The organism is Lederbergia wuyishanensis, from assembly GCF_022900255.1.
Classification (GTDB): domain Bacteria; phylum Bacillota; class Bacilli; order Bacillales; family Bacillaceae_C; genus Lederbergia; species Lederbergia wuyishanensis.
Window position 1 is genome coordinate 1,175,521 of record NZ_JALIRM010000001.1, and the last position, 13,338, is coordinate 1,188,858.

Consider the following 13,338-nt stretch of genomic DNA (forward strand, 5'->3'; position numbering starts at 1 on the left):
AAACTCCCTTTACTGTCTACAAAAATGAAAAATACCAATCTAAAATACGCTGATGATAAAAATATACAACTAGAGTTCCAATACCGATAAAGGGACCAAATGGAATTGACTCACCTTTTTTGTACTTACCGAATGCCATTCCGATTAGTCCAAACACCCCTCCGAATACTGAAGCGGCAAAAAAGGATAGCAAGACTAATTTTGAGCCAAGAGCGAAACCTATAACACCAAAAAGCTTAATATCCCCTCCTCCCATTCCACCTTTACTTATAACAGCAATCGTAAGTAAGAGAGTGAAACCAATTGCTGCACCAAGGAGAGAATCCCACCAAGGATTGAGAGGTATCATAATTCGTTCAATTAGAAAAAGAGGTAAAAAGAATAAGAGAATGCGATCGGGGATAAGCATATATGTAATATCTGTTATAAAAATAATGATAAATAAAGATAATAACGTCCAGACAAAAATGAGTTCTAAGGACCAACCTATCTGCCAATATGCAAACAAGAATAATAAAGCTGTAGACAGTTCCATAATCGGATAAAGGGGTGAAATCCGCCTTTTACAATGACGGCATTTTCCCCCTTGAATAATATAGGAGAAAACAGGTATTAACTCAATAGCTCTCAAAGTATGAGCACAACCTGGACAAGAAGACCGTGGCGTAATGATTGACTTTTTTAATGGAACCCTAAGCCCCACGACGTTGAAGAAGGAGCCGAGGAGTAGGGAATAGAGAAAAATAAGAATAGTCATAGTTGTCTATTATAATTTGACTTGGCTTCTTTTTAAATTGAATGGATCTTCCCCAATAACAGTATTACTTTCGGATTTACCAATATAGATTACTTCTGGGTTTCCACCTTTAAGAATAATATTGTAAGAATAACTAATACTGTTATCTTTACCAATAGTTTTGGTTACAGTTATTACACTCTTGCCAGAATAATCACCCCCTGAAGGGTTTTTAACTTTATCTATATAATTTTCCTTCTCTAATTGACCTAATTCTACTGTTGCTACATCGCTAGTAAAATCCAATTCACTCGTTGTAACCATCAATTTCACAGCATTCACCATAGTTTGAGCATTAGCTATATGCGCATCCTTCTTAGAATTATTAATCAATCCACCAATACTCGGTACAGCAATCGCCGAAATAATTCCCAATATAACTACAACAGCTAGTAATTCTACTAATGTAAGTCCTCGTTGGTTTTTCAATAGTTTACAAAACTTTTTTACCATGGTTTTATCCTCCTCTTTACAGAAACTAGTAATCAACTAGTCCCTTATACCCATAATATCTCACACCATGCATTTATTGACAATATATATTTAAAAGTTTTGGATATTGTCGAAAATCTGAAACATCGGGATGACAATTGCGGTTACTATAACGCCCACTAAACCTGCTAGAATCACAATCATTATCGGTTCTATCAAGGCTTTCATTCTCTCTGCCGCAGCGTCCACTTCATGTTCATAAAAGTCGGCAACTTTTGCCAACATCGTGTCTAACGAACCTGATCGTTCGCCAATTACAATCATCTGTGATACAAGTGGAGGAAAAGCCCAGTGTTCTTCAATTGGCCCAGCCAGAGAGTTTCCCTCTTCCAGTGAGACTCTTGATCTCTTAACAACTTCAGCCATCACATTATTCCCGATTACTTTTTCCACCATATCCAGTGCTTGTAAAATTGGGACAGAGCTTGCAAGCATTGAACTTAGTGTTCTTGTCATTCTTGCAATAATTGATTTCTGTACAATTTGTCCAACAAATGGAAGTTTTAGGATAATTAAATCCAAATAATACTTTGTTTTTATATTTTTATTAAGAGCAAATAGACCTAAAATGAATAGCCCTATAAAAACAATAAGTAAAACCCAGTAATGTTTTGCAATATCACTTACTCCCAGTACAAATTTTGTAATTCTCGGCAGCTCACCGCCAAATCCATCAAACATCGAAACGAATGTGGGAACTACAAAGACTAAAAGGAAAATCACGACTGCAATAGCAATAATTCCAACGACGATAGGATATGAAATAGAGGATAACACTTTTTGCTTCGTTCGGTATTGTTTCTCATAATGCTCACTCAAACGCTCAAATGTCACATCCATCGTTCCTGATAGTTCTCCTGCTTTTACAAGGTTTATAAAAAGAGAATCGAAAATTTTAGGATGCTTCTTGAAAGCTTCTGATAATGATTGTCCTTCTGTTAAATCTTCTTTTACCTGACTTAACACATTACTGAGACTTTTGCTTTCTGTTTGTGCGGATAGAATGCTAGTTGCTTCGACCACTGTAATTCCAGCTTTGAGAAGCGTGGAAAATTGCCTTAAAAACACTACAATATGTTGAAGCTTAACAGATCGGTCAAATGATATATCCTTCGTTAAAATCGATTCAGGTATTTCCTCTATTTCTATAATCCGAACACCAACAGTACTCAACCTTTCCATCGCTTCACGTCTTGAGCTGGCATTTATTTTCCCGGTTACGATTTTTTGTCTATTTCTTCCTTTATATTGAAAACGCGCCATTATACGTCATTTCCTTTAAGGTAAGGATAAGCAACTTCCTTTGTAATTTGTTCCGAAGAAACCAAATCTCTAATACTCGTTTCTAATAGATGCATTCCTTCATTTCTTGATGTTTGCATCACATTTATGATTTGATGTATTTTTTCATTACGAATCAAATTTGCTATAGCAGCATTATGGACAAGCATTTCCGTTGCAGCTACACGTCCTTTTTTATCAATAGTTGGGAATAGCCTTTGTGATATGATTCCTGTTAAAACAGAAGCTAGTTGAATTCTGATTTGTGTTTGTTGAGTAGGTGGAAATACATCAATTATTCGATCTATCGTTGATGGTGCACTTGATGTATGCAATGTTCCTAATACGAGATGTCCAGTTTCAGCTGCTGTAATTGCTGTCTTTATGGTTTCAAGATCACGCATCTCTCCAACAAGAATTACATCAGGATCCTGCCTTAGTGCACTCCTTAATCCCTGATCAAAACTTCGTGTATCAAATCCTACTTCACGTTGGTCTATGATCGACAATCCATGTTTATGTAAATATTCAATTGGATCCTCCAACGTAATAATATGCTTACTCATTGTTTTATTCATATAATCTATCATTGCTGCAAGGGTAGTTGATTTACCACTTCCAGTAGGACCCGTTACAAGAAATAATCCTTGAGGTTTTGCACAAAGTGTTTTTAAAATCTGAGGCAGATTCAGGTCATCCAATGTTGGAATATGAGTCGAAATCACACGGATCGCTAATGCTACACAAGATCGCTGATGAAAAGCATTTACACGAAAACGTGATAACCCTGGAATTCCGTACGAAAAATCAATCTCGCCTTTTTCTTTAAAAACATTCCAAAGGTTTGAAGGCACAAGTGATTTAGCAATCGTTTCCGTATCGCTTGGCAAAAGTTCTTCTCGCCCATATCTTTTTAACGTTCCATTTATTCGCATGATTGGAGGTACACCAACTGTTAAATGAAGATCTGATGCACCTAATTCATAGGCAGATGTCAATAATGTATTACAATGGTTTTCCATTTATTCACCTACTCCAGTATCGCAATTCGTAACACTTCTTCTGTCGTTGTTATACCTTGTTGTACTTTTAATAGTCCATCATCAATTAAAAAAATAGTTTCATTTTCAATAGCTATTTCTCTTAATCTCGTAAATGGTTCGTTATTCATCATTGCTTTTCGCAAATCATCACTAATTTCTAAGACCTCTTGAATCGCAATTCGCCCACGATATCCTGTCATATTACAAGATGCACACCCTCGACCACGTATGACTCGTTCGATCTCCATCCCCCTTTTAGCGAAAATTTCTTTTTCTCGCTCCGTAGGTACATGTTCCTCTGCGCAATCACGACATACTTTTCTAACAAGGCGCTGTGCCACAATCCCAGTAACGGAATTTGCAATTAAAAATGGTTCAACACCCATATCAAAAAGCCGCGTTACTGTACTTAGAGAATCATTTGTATGAATTGTTGAGAGTACAAGATGTCCAGTAAGTGATGCTCGAATAGCAATCTCCACAGTTTCCTTATCACGAATTTCTCCAACCATTATAATATTAGGATCTTGACGTAAAATGGACCGTAACCCTGCCGCAAATGTTAAACCGACATTCGAATTGATTTGAATTTGGTTGATGCCTTCCAACTCGTATTCAACGGGATCCTCAATCGTAATAACATTCACCTGTTCATTATTTAAATGGTTAAGAGCAGCATAGAGAGTCGATGATTTTCCTGAACCAGTCGGTCCTGTTATTAAAATTATTCCGTGAGGTTTCTCGATTATTTTTAAGAGCCTTTGAAAGTTTTTCTTATTAAAACCCAATTGATTAAGGTCATTCAATTTGCTACTTAAATCCATAATCCTTAAAACAATTTTTTCTCCAAATATAGTAGGCAATGTGGATACACGTACATCGACATGACGAAAGTCGATATTAGTTTTAATCCGACCATCTTGAGGAATTCGGTGTTCAGTAATGTCAAGATTTGACATTATTTTAATTCTTGCTGTTAAAACGTTTTGCATATGTTTAGGAAGAGTACGATCAGTTCGCAGCAAACCATCGATTCGATAACGAATGACTATTTTTGTCTCCTGTGGATCGATATGTATGTCACTTGCTCTTAGTACGAAAGCATTTGTAAAAATTTGATTGACAAGTTTAACAATAGGGGAGTCTTGCTCTGTAATTTCTGCTTGCTCTGCTTGTTGAATGCCCCTAGGAATTTGGTCTACTATCTCATCGAAACCATCTTCCAAATCATAATATTTATTAATCGCTTTTAAAATATCATCTTTTGTTGCAATTGCAGTCTCGACGTGAAAACCAGTGGCAAGCCTTAAATCTTCAATCGTATAAAAATCCATAGGATCGGCCATTGCAACAAATAATTTATCTCCTTCTTTTTTTAAAGGGATAATTAGATTTCTTTTTGCAACCTCTTTGGAAATGATTGAAAACAATTTTGAATCAAAAGGATAGCGATACAAACTGATATGAGGAATGCCTAGCTGAAATTCCAGAACTTCAATTAGCTGTTGCTCCGTAATAAACCCTTTTTGAACGAGCGTGTCTCCAAGTCTTTGATTTTCATTTTGTTGTAATAACGCTTCTTTAAGTTGATCGTCGGTAATAATCCCAGACTCAACTAATAAATCTCCGAGTCGTTTCCTCGTCTTCACCATTTCTATCACCGCTTTAGTATTATTTCACAATATTTCCTGGTCCGTCTAAATAAAATTATCTGTTGCCTAGTTGTCTTGGGTATGCTCATCTTTTTCATCTTTGGAATGAAGTTTTTCCTTTATTTCAGCTTTATCACTTTTTTCCTTCGTTCCTTTATTTGAATCCACTTTTATGAAACTATGAATTTCAATTCGATGGACTGGCAAATAAAAGTCTTTTGTGATTATCTCTTTATTAAGCAAATTTCCTTCTATATCTATTGTTTCTTTCATAACAGTAACAGATTTTCCATCGTTACCTTTTTCCTTTGTTTGAACTTCACCATTTTTCAATATTGGACTAAATTGCTTTATGACCTTGGGTGGATATGATTGTTCGTCCTCAAAACTGATTTTATAATGTTCTTTTAGTTTTGGTCCAAGCAATCTTGCTTTTAATCCGTTGTCTGTAGGTTCCCATGCAAATTTTATAGATTGATCATTAGGGTTGTAAAAACTGAAATCCTGCTTCTTATCGAAATTTACCTTTGCTTCAAGCCCTAAGAAAATGTTGTCATTAAAAGTTGTGCTAATGTTTCTTTCCATTACGATAACATTTGAATTTAACACAAGCTCATATAGTATCGAGGCAACTTTACTAGCCGTTTCAGTATCGATGTTAGTAAGCTTTAAGCTTTTAATATGTTGTAATAATGAAAATTGAGATTTACTTTGAATCTCATTTGTTTGTATCGAATCTAAAAGTAATTTCATTTCAGGCGTGACATTAACAGTTTCTTTATTTATCTCACTAATAATAGAATTAAAATATGTATGATTAAGGTGATTTTCTTTTTCTGGTGAATCTTCTCGTTCGTCTATATCTTTAGCAGAAGCTGCAGAGGTGTTTGGTAAGTTTTCACTTATCTGTGAACAACCATACATCAAACACGAAAACAGCAGTAGGAATAACAAAAACTTTAATTTTCCTGCAGTCAATGTATATTCGACCTCCAAACAGGACTTTAGACCTGCGTCTATCATATCAATCTGTAAATATTGTATAATAGCGATAAGGAATTTGAAAGATGGTGAGGAAGTGTAGCGAAAATATTTTGTAAAAGATGAAAAAGGTGTGACATTGTAGTAAATTGTCATCTGGTCCGACGTCGTTACATTCATTTCCTACTAGCCTTCAATCAATAACAGAAAAACAAAAAGGAAGATAAAAAATGATATCCCCATTTTTTCCTCTTCCATTAATTTATTAGATATGCATACAGTCACTAATATATGTAAAACCTATTTTAAACGAATGACTATTTCCTCTTGTGAGGTATATTTTTCATCAACATTATTTTTTATAGAAGGAGTAATTTGATAAGTAATTACTATTCTATTAGATGTATCTAAATTTATGGAATTTATTATTAGTCGAAATTGATTTTCACTTTTGTTAAATTTCTTAGTAATTTGAAATTCCGGTAAAACTTGCAAAATGTAGGATTCCACTTTGTTCTTATATGCAGTTGGGTTATCTAAGGCATCTGCTTCTGTATTTATTTCATTTACAGACTCGTTCACTACACTTTTTATGTAAGTGATGCCCATTTCTCTTAATTTTTCAAGCTGTATATTTTGCTCAGCTTTTTTATACTGAAGTGCACCATTCATTATTTTTGAGATAAGTGGCGGAGTGATAATTGCTATTATTGTAATGATTAAAAGAACTACAATTAGAGCATAGCCTCTTTGTTTCTTTATAAGATAATTAATCATGATGCCCCTCCGATTTAATATAGCTAAATAACTCGGACATTGCTGATTTATCGTTTTTATTAACGAATATTAGGACATGGACAATCGAAAGATTTAAACTTTCTGGTGTTTCTTGCGTTTGATTTACATAAGGGTAATAGGTTTTTTTATTTATATAAACAGGCTCTATTTCTTTATATAATTCTCCTGAAATTACTCGTGTATCTCCTGTGTAAACAACTAAATCATTCTTTACATTATATAAGATTTTATCAGCGATATTTATTGAAGTAACACGATCCTCTGCTTTGCTCGAAAAAAGCATAGTTTGTGAGAAAAAAGTTAAGAAAGATATGATGACAATTGCTAATATGGTAATGGAAGCAAGTATTTCTATTAATGTTAATCCTTTATGATTTAAGTATCTTCTAATCATCTTTTCCATAATATAATCCTTCCACAAAATATCAAAATATTAAAAAGAGCGGTGAAGAAAGTTGATAAAAAAGTATTTATCGCAACAACAAGGAATTACTCTTCTTGAATTATTAACCGCATTAGCAATTTTTTCACTTATTATCGGCTTAACCTTTAGTGTACTTTTCTCATCTAAAAAGTTCAATGATAAAACACAAGCCCATATCAATTTAAGACAAGAAGCGAACATCATTATTACAAATATACGAAAACATCAACAAAATACGGAAAAAGTTTGTTACGAACAATTACTTACGAATGAAAAACTAATAATGGAAATGCAAATAGATGGGGTTAATTTTAAAAATGGGGATTGTTGGATTCCAACCGATTCAAAAGATATACATGTTGAATTTACACTAACTGATAAAATAGATCATTATAACTTTGCAATTGATACAATAATCGAAGGAAAAAAAAGAAAAGAATTTAGTATTACAATGCCTGATAGTCCAGTAAAGGATGAAACGTTCTTTGAGTACTTGAAGAATAATAATATTTTTGTCCATGGGACTGATTTAGGTTTTACTGGTTCAACAAAGGTAACAACAGAAAATAACTCTGGTACCATTGTCATTAATAATCTAAATAATTCTAATTTAGTATTCGACAGCAATACAGAAATATCGGTTAAAAGGATATACATTAATAAACAAGGAAACGATGTTTTTATTCAAAATAGTACTGTTCTTGGCGATCTAAATAAAACAGAATTAGTTAGGATTGTAGGAAATGTGCACTTAAGTAGTGGATCACCAAAAATTTACGGTGGGACAATTTTTATTGACGGAAGTGTTACTTTTGATAGCAATGCAGAAATAAAAGGGAAAAAAATAATAATTACTGGAGATGTTTCATTACAAAAAGGAACTGACATTTCCGGCGATGAAATATATATAGGTGGGACCGTTACATCCAAACATAATGATAATATTGAAGGTAAATTTAAGGACTTCAATCTACTCAGTGAAGACGATATACCGAAAGATATATATACCATCTCTCCAACTTTTCGACAAGATTCATGGTATCCTGATAATAATTATGAAATACGCTCCTTCGGAAGTATATTAAATAACAGCAAAATTTTCTCGCAAGGGAATTGTACACTAGATGGCACAAATAGTAATAAACAAAACGTAATAATTATTAGCAAAGGTGACATCACCGTTAAAAATTTTGAAGGCAGTGAGCTAACAGGGATATTATTTGCACCTAACGGAAAAGTAACTTTTAACGGTAAAGCTTTTAAAGGAGTTGTCATAGCAAGAGACGGTTTTTTTATTGGCAATAGTTCAACTGTTACATTTACTAATGTAAATGAATTTATTAAAAATCCCGAGCTTGTTCCCTTTCAATAATTAATAAATATTCATGTAAGGAAAAAAGATTAATATATTAAATATTAAAGTGAATTTGAATAGAGAAAAAGCAGATGAATAAAGACTCGTCTGCTTTTTCTGTTTCCTTATTTTGTCTTATTGATAAATCCGTTTAATATTGATTTAAATATTACTTTGGTTTTAATATCCCCTTCAAAAACGGCTTAATCGTAGAAATAAAATATAGGGAGCCAGTAATAGCCAGTACCTCGTCATCTTTTAAAGAAGATATCAATTTTTTTAATAGTTCCTCCCAATTCGAATCAGCCTTTGCCATTGGATTATTGCACTGTTCCATTAGTTCCTGAGCACTAGCCGCTCTTGGAAAATCAAATTCAGTTAAATACATTTCAACATCCAACTTATTAAAGGTAGAGAACATTTCGGTCAAATCTTTATCTTTCAATGCTGAAAAAACAATCTTAACTTTTTTATCACTGTAACGTTGTTGGATAGCATTTGCAAATGCTTGTACACCTTCAGGATTATGTGCCCCATCTATTAGAACAGTTGGGTGTTCTTGCATTATCTCCATTCTTCCCGGCCAGTAAGCTTTCTTTAATCCAGATCTAATTTTATTTTTATCTATATGAATAAAGCCATTACTATTTAAAAATTCCAACGCCGCTATTGCTCCAGCAGCATTTTCCGTTTGATGCTTACCTAGAAGTGAAAGTTCTAGATCTTTTAACTCATCAATTTTAGATGTATAAGTAAATTGTTCAAACTCTTTTAAAGAACGATATCCAGAAACAATGAAATCTTTCTCAATTCTAATCATTTCCGCATGCTTCTCACTAGCTATTTCTTTCAAAACAGCCAAAGCTTCTTCATTTTTCACACAAGTGATAATAGGGGTATTCTTCTTTATAATTCCAGCTTTTTCAAAGGCTATTTTACTAATTGTGTCGCCAAGAATTTGAGTATGATCCATCCCGACATTTGTGATGATAGAAGCAATCGGTTCAATTACATTTGTTGAATCGAACCTCCCGCCAAGACCTACTTCAATAACAGTAATATCCATTGGATTTACTTTTGCAAAATAATAAAGAGCCATCGCGGTAATGACTTCGAACTCTGTTGGGGAGCCAAGTTCCGTTTTTTCTAGTTCGTCAGCAAGTGGTTTTATAATATTGGTTAATTCTGTAATTTCATCATCATGAATCGGTTTGCCGTCTACACTTATTCTCTCGTTAAATTGTTCAATATATGGTGATGTAAAAGTACCAACTTTATATCCTGCTTCATTTAAGATTGAACGAAGATATGTAACGGTTGAACCTTTCCCATTTGTGCCGCCTACATGAATTGATTTTAGTTCCTTTTCAGGATTTCCTAACCTCTCAAGCATCCAGTCCATTCGCGTAAGTCCTGGTTTAATCCCTAGTCTGAGTCGAGAATGTATCCATTCTAGTGCCTCTTTATATGATTGTAACATTCCTCTGCACCTCAATTATCATTATCGAAGCGAATCCTAAAGTAGGATTCGCTTCTCTGTTTTCCAATTACTTCGATTTTAATTCTTGCAGTCTTTCTTCAACAGTTGCTCGTTTCTCTAAATAATCCTTTTCCTTCTCACGTTCTTCATCAACAATTGCTTGTGGGGCTTTGCTAATGAATTTTTCATTCGACAATTTCTTCTGCACACGTTCTACTTCTTTATTCCACTTATCCCATTCTTTTTCGAGACGAGTGATTTCCTCGTCAATATTAATGAGTCCTTCAAGTGGTAAGAAGAGTTCAGCGCCTGTTACAACGGCAGTCATTGATTTTTCTGGTGGAGTAATAGTTACTGCGATTTCTAACTCCTCTGGGTTACAGAATCTTTCGATGAAATGCTTATTCTTTTCTAATGCTTTAAGAACACTTTCATCTCTTGCCTTAAGCAACATTTTTATTTTTTTGCTCATTGGCGTATTAACCTCTGCTCTAATCGTACGAACAGAATGGATGATATCCATCAATAGCTTCATTTCGCTTGCTGCTGTTTGATCTGATAGACTCGAATCAACTTTTGGCCAATCAGCTATCGTGATAGATTCCCCTTTATGAGGAAGGTTTTGCCAAATTTCTTCTGTAATGAATGGCATAAATGGATGGAGTAAACGCATTGTGTTATCCAAAACATAAGCTAGTACTGAACGCGTAGTCAGCTTTGCTTTTTCATCGTCACCATATAATGGTAATTTCGCCATCTCAATATACCAATCACAAAGATCGTCCCATATAAAATTGTAAAGCGCGCGTCCTACTTCCCCAAACTCGTATTTTTCAGCGAGCTTCGTTACAGTATCAATCGTGTCATTTAAACGCGTTAAAATCCATTTATCTGCAACGGATTTTTCACCTGACAAATCGATCTCTTCATATGTGAGTCCATCCATATTCATTAATGCAAATCTTGATGCATTCCAAATCTTATTGGCGAAGTTCCAAACTGCTTCAATCTTTTCCATACTAAATCGTAAATCTTGACCAGGCGAGCTTCCTGTTGATAAAAAGTAGCGAAGTGAATCTGCGCCGTACTTGTCAATAACTTCCATTGGGTCTACACCATTGCCAAGAGATTTACTCATTTTCCTGCCTTCCGCATCACGAACAAGTCCATGAATTAATACGTCGCGGAAAGGACGCTCATTAGTAAATTTAAGACCTTGGAAAATCATTCTGGAAACCCAAAAAGTTATAATATCGTAACCTGTTACGAGACAATTGTTAGGATAGTAACGTTTAAAGTCATTTGCTTCTTCATTTGGCCAACCCATTGTTGAAAATGGCCAAAGTGCAGAGCTGAACCAAGTATCTAACACATCTTTTTCTTGTTCCCAATTTTCTTCATCTGCAGGAGCTTCATGACCAACATATATTTCCCCAGTTTCTTTATGGTACCAAGCTGGGATTCGATGCCCCCACCAAAGTTGACGAGAAATGCACCAATCACGGATATTTTCAATCCAATGCATGTAAATTTTTTCAAAACGATCAGGAACGAAATTAACTTTTTCCTCACCCTTTTGTATTTCGATTGCTTTATCAGCAAGGGGCTGCATTTTAACAAACCATTGAGTTGATAAATATGGTTCTACAACAGCTCCACTTCGCTCGGAGTGACCAACTGAATGTAGATGCTCTTCAATTTTGAATAGAACACCAGCATCTTGTAGATCCTTTACGATTTGTTTTCGACATTCAAAACGATCAAGGCCATTATATTTTCCTGCCTTTTCATTCATTGTGCCGTCTTCATTCATAACAAGAACTCTTTCGAGATTATGACGATTTCCAATTTCGAAGTCATTTGGATCATGAGCCGGAGTTATTTTTACGGCACCAGAACCAAATTCCATATCAACATAATCATCAGCAACAATTGGAATTTCACGACCAATGATTGGAAGGATTACCGTTTTTCCAATCAAATGTTTATAGCGCGCGTCTTCTGGATGTACGGCTACACCAGTATCACCAAGCATCGTTTCAGGACGTGTAGTTGCAATTTCAATACTGCCACTTCCATCTGCAAGTGGATAATTCATGTGATAGAAAGCGCCTTGGACATCTTTATAGATAACTTCAATATCGGAAAGTGCTGTTTTCGTAGCCGGGTCCCAGTTAATGATGTACTCACCACGATAAATTAGTCCTTCATTGTAAAGAGAAACAAACACTTCACGAACTGCATTAGAAAGACCTTCATCAAGGGTGAAACGCTCTCTTGAATAATCAAGCCCTAACCCCAGCTTAGCCCATTGCTGACGAATAAAGTCAGCATATTCTTCTTTCCATTTCCAAGTTTCTCCAAGAAATTTTTCACGGCCTAAATCGTAACGAGTCTTACCTTCTTCTCTTAATTTTTCTTCCACCTTAGCTTGAGTAGCGATTCCAGCATGGTCCATACCTGGCAGCCATAAAACATCGTACCCTTGCATTCTTTTCATCCGAGTCAAAATATCTTGAAGTGTTGTATCCCAAGCATGACCAAGGTGAAGCTTCCCGGTTACATTCGGCGGTGGAATAACAATTGTGTAAGGTTCTTTTTCTAAATCACTTTTCGCTTCAAAAAATTTCCCTTCTAGCCACCATTCATATCTGCCTTTTTCAATGCTTTGTGGCTCGTATTTGGTAGGCATTGTTAATTCTTTTTGTTCCATCTTTTTTCCTCCTTGTCTAGCTTTAGCGCCTATTGAATTCCTAACTTCTTTTCCGGCTATGTTACATAAGGCAAGATAGATTTGATTTTCAAGCTCATCAAATTTAGCCGAGAGGTTAAAACGTCAAAAAGCAAAACGCTTTTACTTTTCCACTTTACGAAAATACAAAAAGCCCCCTTCGTTAAAAGGACGAAGGGAGCTGGTTCGCGGTACCACCTTTTTTCACAAATCACTTAAATACACGTGATCTGGCACTTAAAATCATAACGGCTATTAACCGGCTTCTACTACTGAATGTTCATAGAAGCTGCTCAAGGGCGACCT

11 protein-coding genes and 1 other annotated feature (1 of these 12 only partly in view) are annotated in these 13,338 nt (G+C 34.9%); of the genes, 1 reads left to right on the forward strand and 10 read right to left on the reverse strand.

Going from position 1 to position 13,338, the window contains the following annotated elements; all coding sequences use genetic code 11:
- Positions 1–16: 16 nt before the first annotated feature.
- The 8 genes from MT489_RS05865 to MT489_RS05900 form a co-directional block, all read right to left on the reverse strand.
- Positions 17–757 (reverse strand): prepilin peptidase, encoded by a 741-nt coding sequence (locus tag MT489_RS05865; RefSeq protein ID WP_244680536.1) that lies wholly within the window; start codon positions 755–757, stop codon positions 17–19.
- A 9-nt stretch (positions 758–766) separates the two neighbouring features.
- Positions 767–1,249: a type II secretion system protein gene (locus MT489_RS05870; RefSeq protein WP_244680537.1), complete on the reverse strand. Its 483-nt coding sequence runs from the start codon at positions 1,247–1,249 to the stop codon at positions 767–769.
- Between the two features lie 90 nt (positions 1,250–1,339).
- Positions 1,340–2,551 carry a type II secretion system F family protein gene (locus MT489_RS05875; protein WP_244680538.1) on the reverse strand — a complete coding sequence of 404 codons (1,212 nt, stop codon included), beginning with the start codon at positions 2,549–2,551 and terminating at the stop codon, positions 1,340–1,342.
- Positions 2,551–3,591 carry a type IV pilus twitching motility protein PilT gene (locus tag MT489_RS05880; RefSeq protein WP_244680539.1) on the reverse strand — a complete coding sequence of 347 codons (1,041 nt, stop codon included), beginning with the start codon at positions 3,589–3,591 and terminating at the stop codon, positions 2,551–2,553. Before MT489_RS05880 ends, MT489_RS05875 begins: the two co-directional genes overlap by 1 nt.
- Before the next feature lie 8 nt (positions 3,592–3,599).
- Positions 3,600–5,264, reverse strand: a complete 1,665-nt coding sequence (locus tag MT489_RS05885; RefSeq protein WP_244680540.1) for a GspE/PulE family protein — start codon at positions 5,262–5,264, stop codon at positions 3,600–3,602.
- A gap of 66 nt (positions 5,265–5,330) precedes the next feature.
- A complete protein-coding gene (locus tag MT489_RS05890) occupies positions 5,331–6,425 on the reverse strand; it encodes a VanW family protein (RefSeq protein ID WP_244680541.1) in 1,095 nt (364 codons plus the stop codon).
- 120 nt (positions 6,426–6,545) lie between these two features.
- A complete protein-coding gene (locus MT489_RS05895) occupies positions 6,546–7,022 on the reverse strand; it encodes a hypothetical protein (RefSeq protein WP_244680542.1) in 477 nt (158 codons plus the stop codon).
- Positions 7,015–7,446 carry a type IV pilus modification PilV family protein gene (locus tag MT489_RS05900; RefSeq protein ID WP_244680543.1) on the reverse strand — a complete coding sequence of 144 codons (432 nt, stop codon included), beginning with the start codon at positions 7,444–7,446 and terminating at the stop codon, positions 7,015–7,017. Before MT489_RS05900 ends, MT489_RS05895 begins: the two co-directional genes overlap by 8 nt.
- 52 nt (positions 7,447–7,498) lie before the next feature.
- On the opposite strand from MT489_RS05900, the gene MT489_RS05905 reads away from it, so the two are divergent.
- On the forward strand, positions 7,499–8,839 hold the full coding sequence (locus tag MT489_RS05905) for a prepilin-type N-terminal cleavage/methylation domain-containing protein (RefSeq protein WP_244680544.1): 1,341 nt from the start codon (positions 7,499–7,501) through the stop codon (positions 8,837–8,839).
- A gap of 151 nt (positions 8,840–8,990) precedes the next feature.
- Here the strand turns inward: MT489_RS05905 and MT489_RS05910 are convergent, their stop codons facing one another.
- Complete coding sequence (locus tag MT489_RS05910; RefSeq protein WP_244680545.1) at positions 8,991–10,301, reverse strand: bifunctional folylpolyglutamate synthase/dihydrofolate synthase; 1,311 nt, start codon at positions 10,299–10,301, stop codon at positions 8,991–8,993.
- A gap of 67 nt (positions 10,302–10,368) precedes the next feature.
- A complete protein-coding gene (locus MT489_RS05915) occupies positions 10,369–13,014 on the reverse strand; it encodes a valine--tRNA ligase (RefSeq protein ID WP_244680546.1) in 2,646 nt (881 codons plus the stop codon).
- 182 nt (positions 13,015–13,196) lie between these two features.
- Positions 13,197–13,338: a binding site (T-box leader), on the reverse strand; it runs 89 nt beyond the window's last position.

Bases quoted from the DNA above. Each gene is read 5' to 3' on its own strand.
- MT489_RS05865 (WP_244680536.1), bottom strand. From the start codon at position 757: ATGACTATTCTTATTTTTCTCTATTCCCTACTCCTCGGCTCCTTCTTC.
- MT489_RS05870 (WP_244680537.1), bottom strand. From the start codon at position 1,249: ATGGTAAAAAAGTTTTGTAAACTATTGAAAAACCAACGAGGACTTACA.
- MT489_RS05875 (WP_244680538.1), bottom strand. From the start codon at position 2,551: ATGGCGCGTTTTCAATATAAAGGAAGAAATAGACAAAAAATCGTAACC.
- MT489_RS05880 (WP_244680539.1), bottom strand. From the start codon at position 3,591: ATGGAAAACCATTGTAATACATTATTGACATCTGCCTATGAATTAGGT.
- MT489_RS05885 (WP_244680540.1), bottom strand. From the start codon at position 5,264: ATGGTGAAGACGAGGAAACGACTCGGAGATTTATTAGTTGAGTCTGGG.
- MT489_RS05890 (WP_244680541.1), bottom strand. From the start codon at position 6,425: ATGAATGTAACGACGTCGGACCAGATGACAATTTACTACAATGTCACA.
- MT489_RS05895 (WP_244680542.1), bottom strand. From the start codon at position 7,022: ATGATTAATTATCTTATAAAGAAACAAAGAGGCTATGCTCTAATTGTA.
- MT489_RS05900 (WP_244680543.1), bottom strand. From the start codon at position 7,446: ATGGAAAAGATGATTAGAAGATACTTAAATCATAAAGGATTAACATTA.
- MT489_RS05910 (WP_244680545.1), bottom strand. From the start codon at position 10,301: ATGTTACAATCATATAAAGAGGCACTAGAATGGATACATTCTCGACTC.
- MT489_RS05915 (WP_244680546.1), bottom strand. From the start codon at position 13,014: ATGGAACAAAAAGAATTAACAATGCCTACCAAATACGAGCCACAAAGC.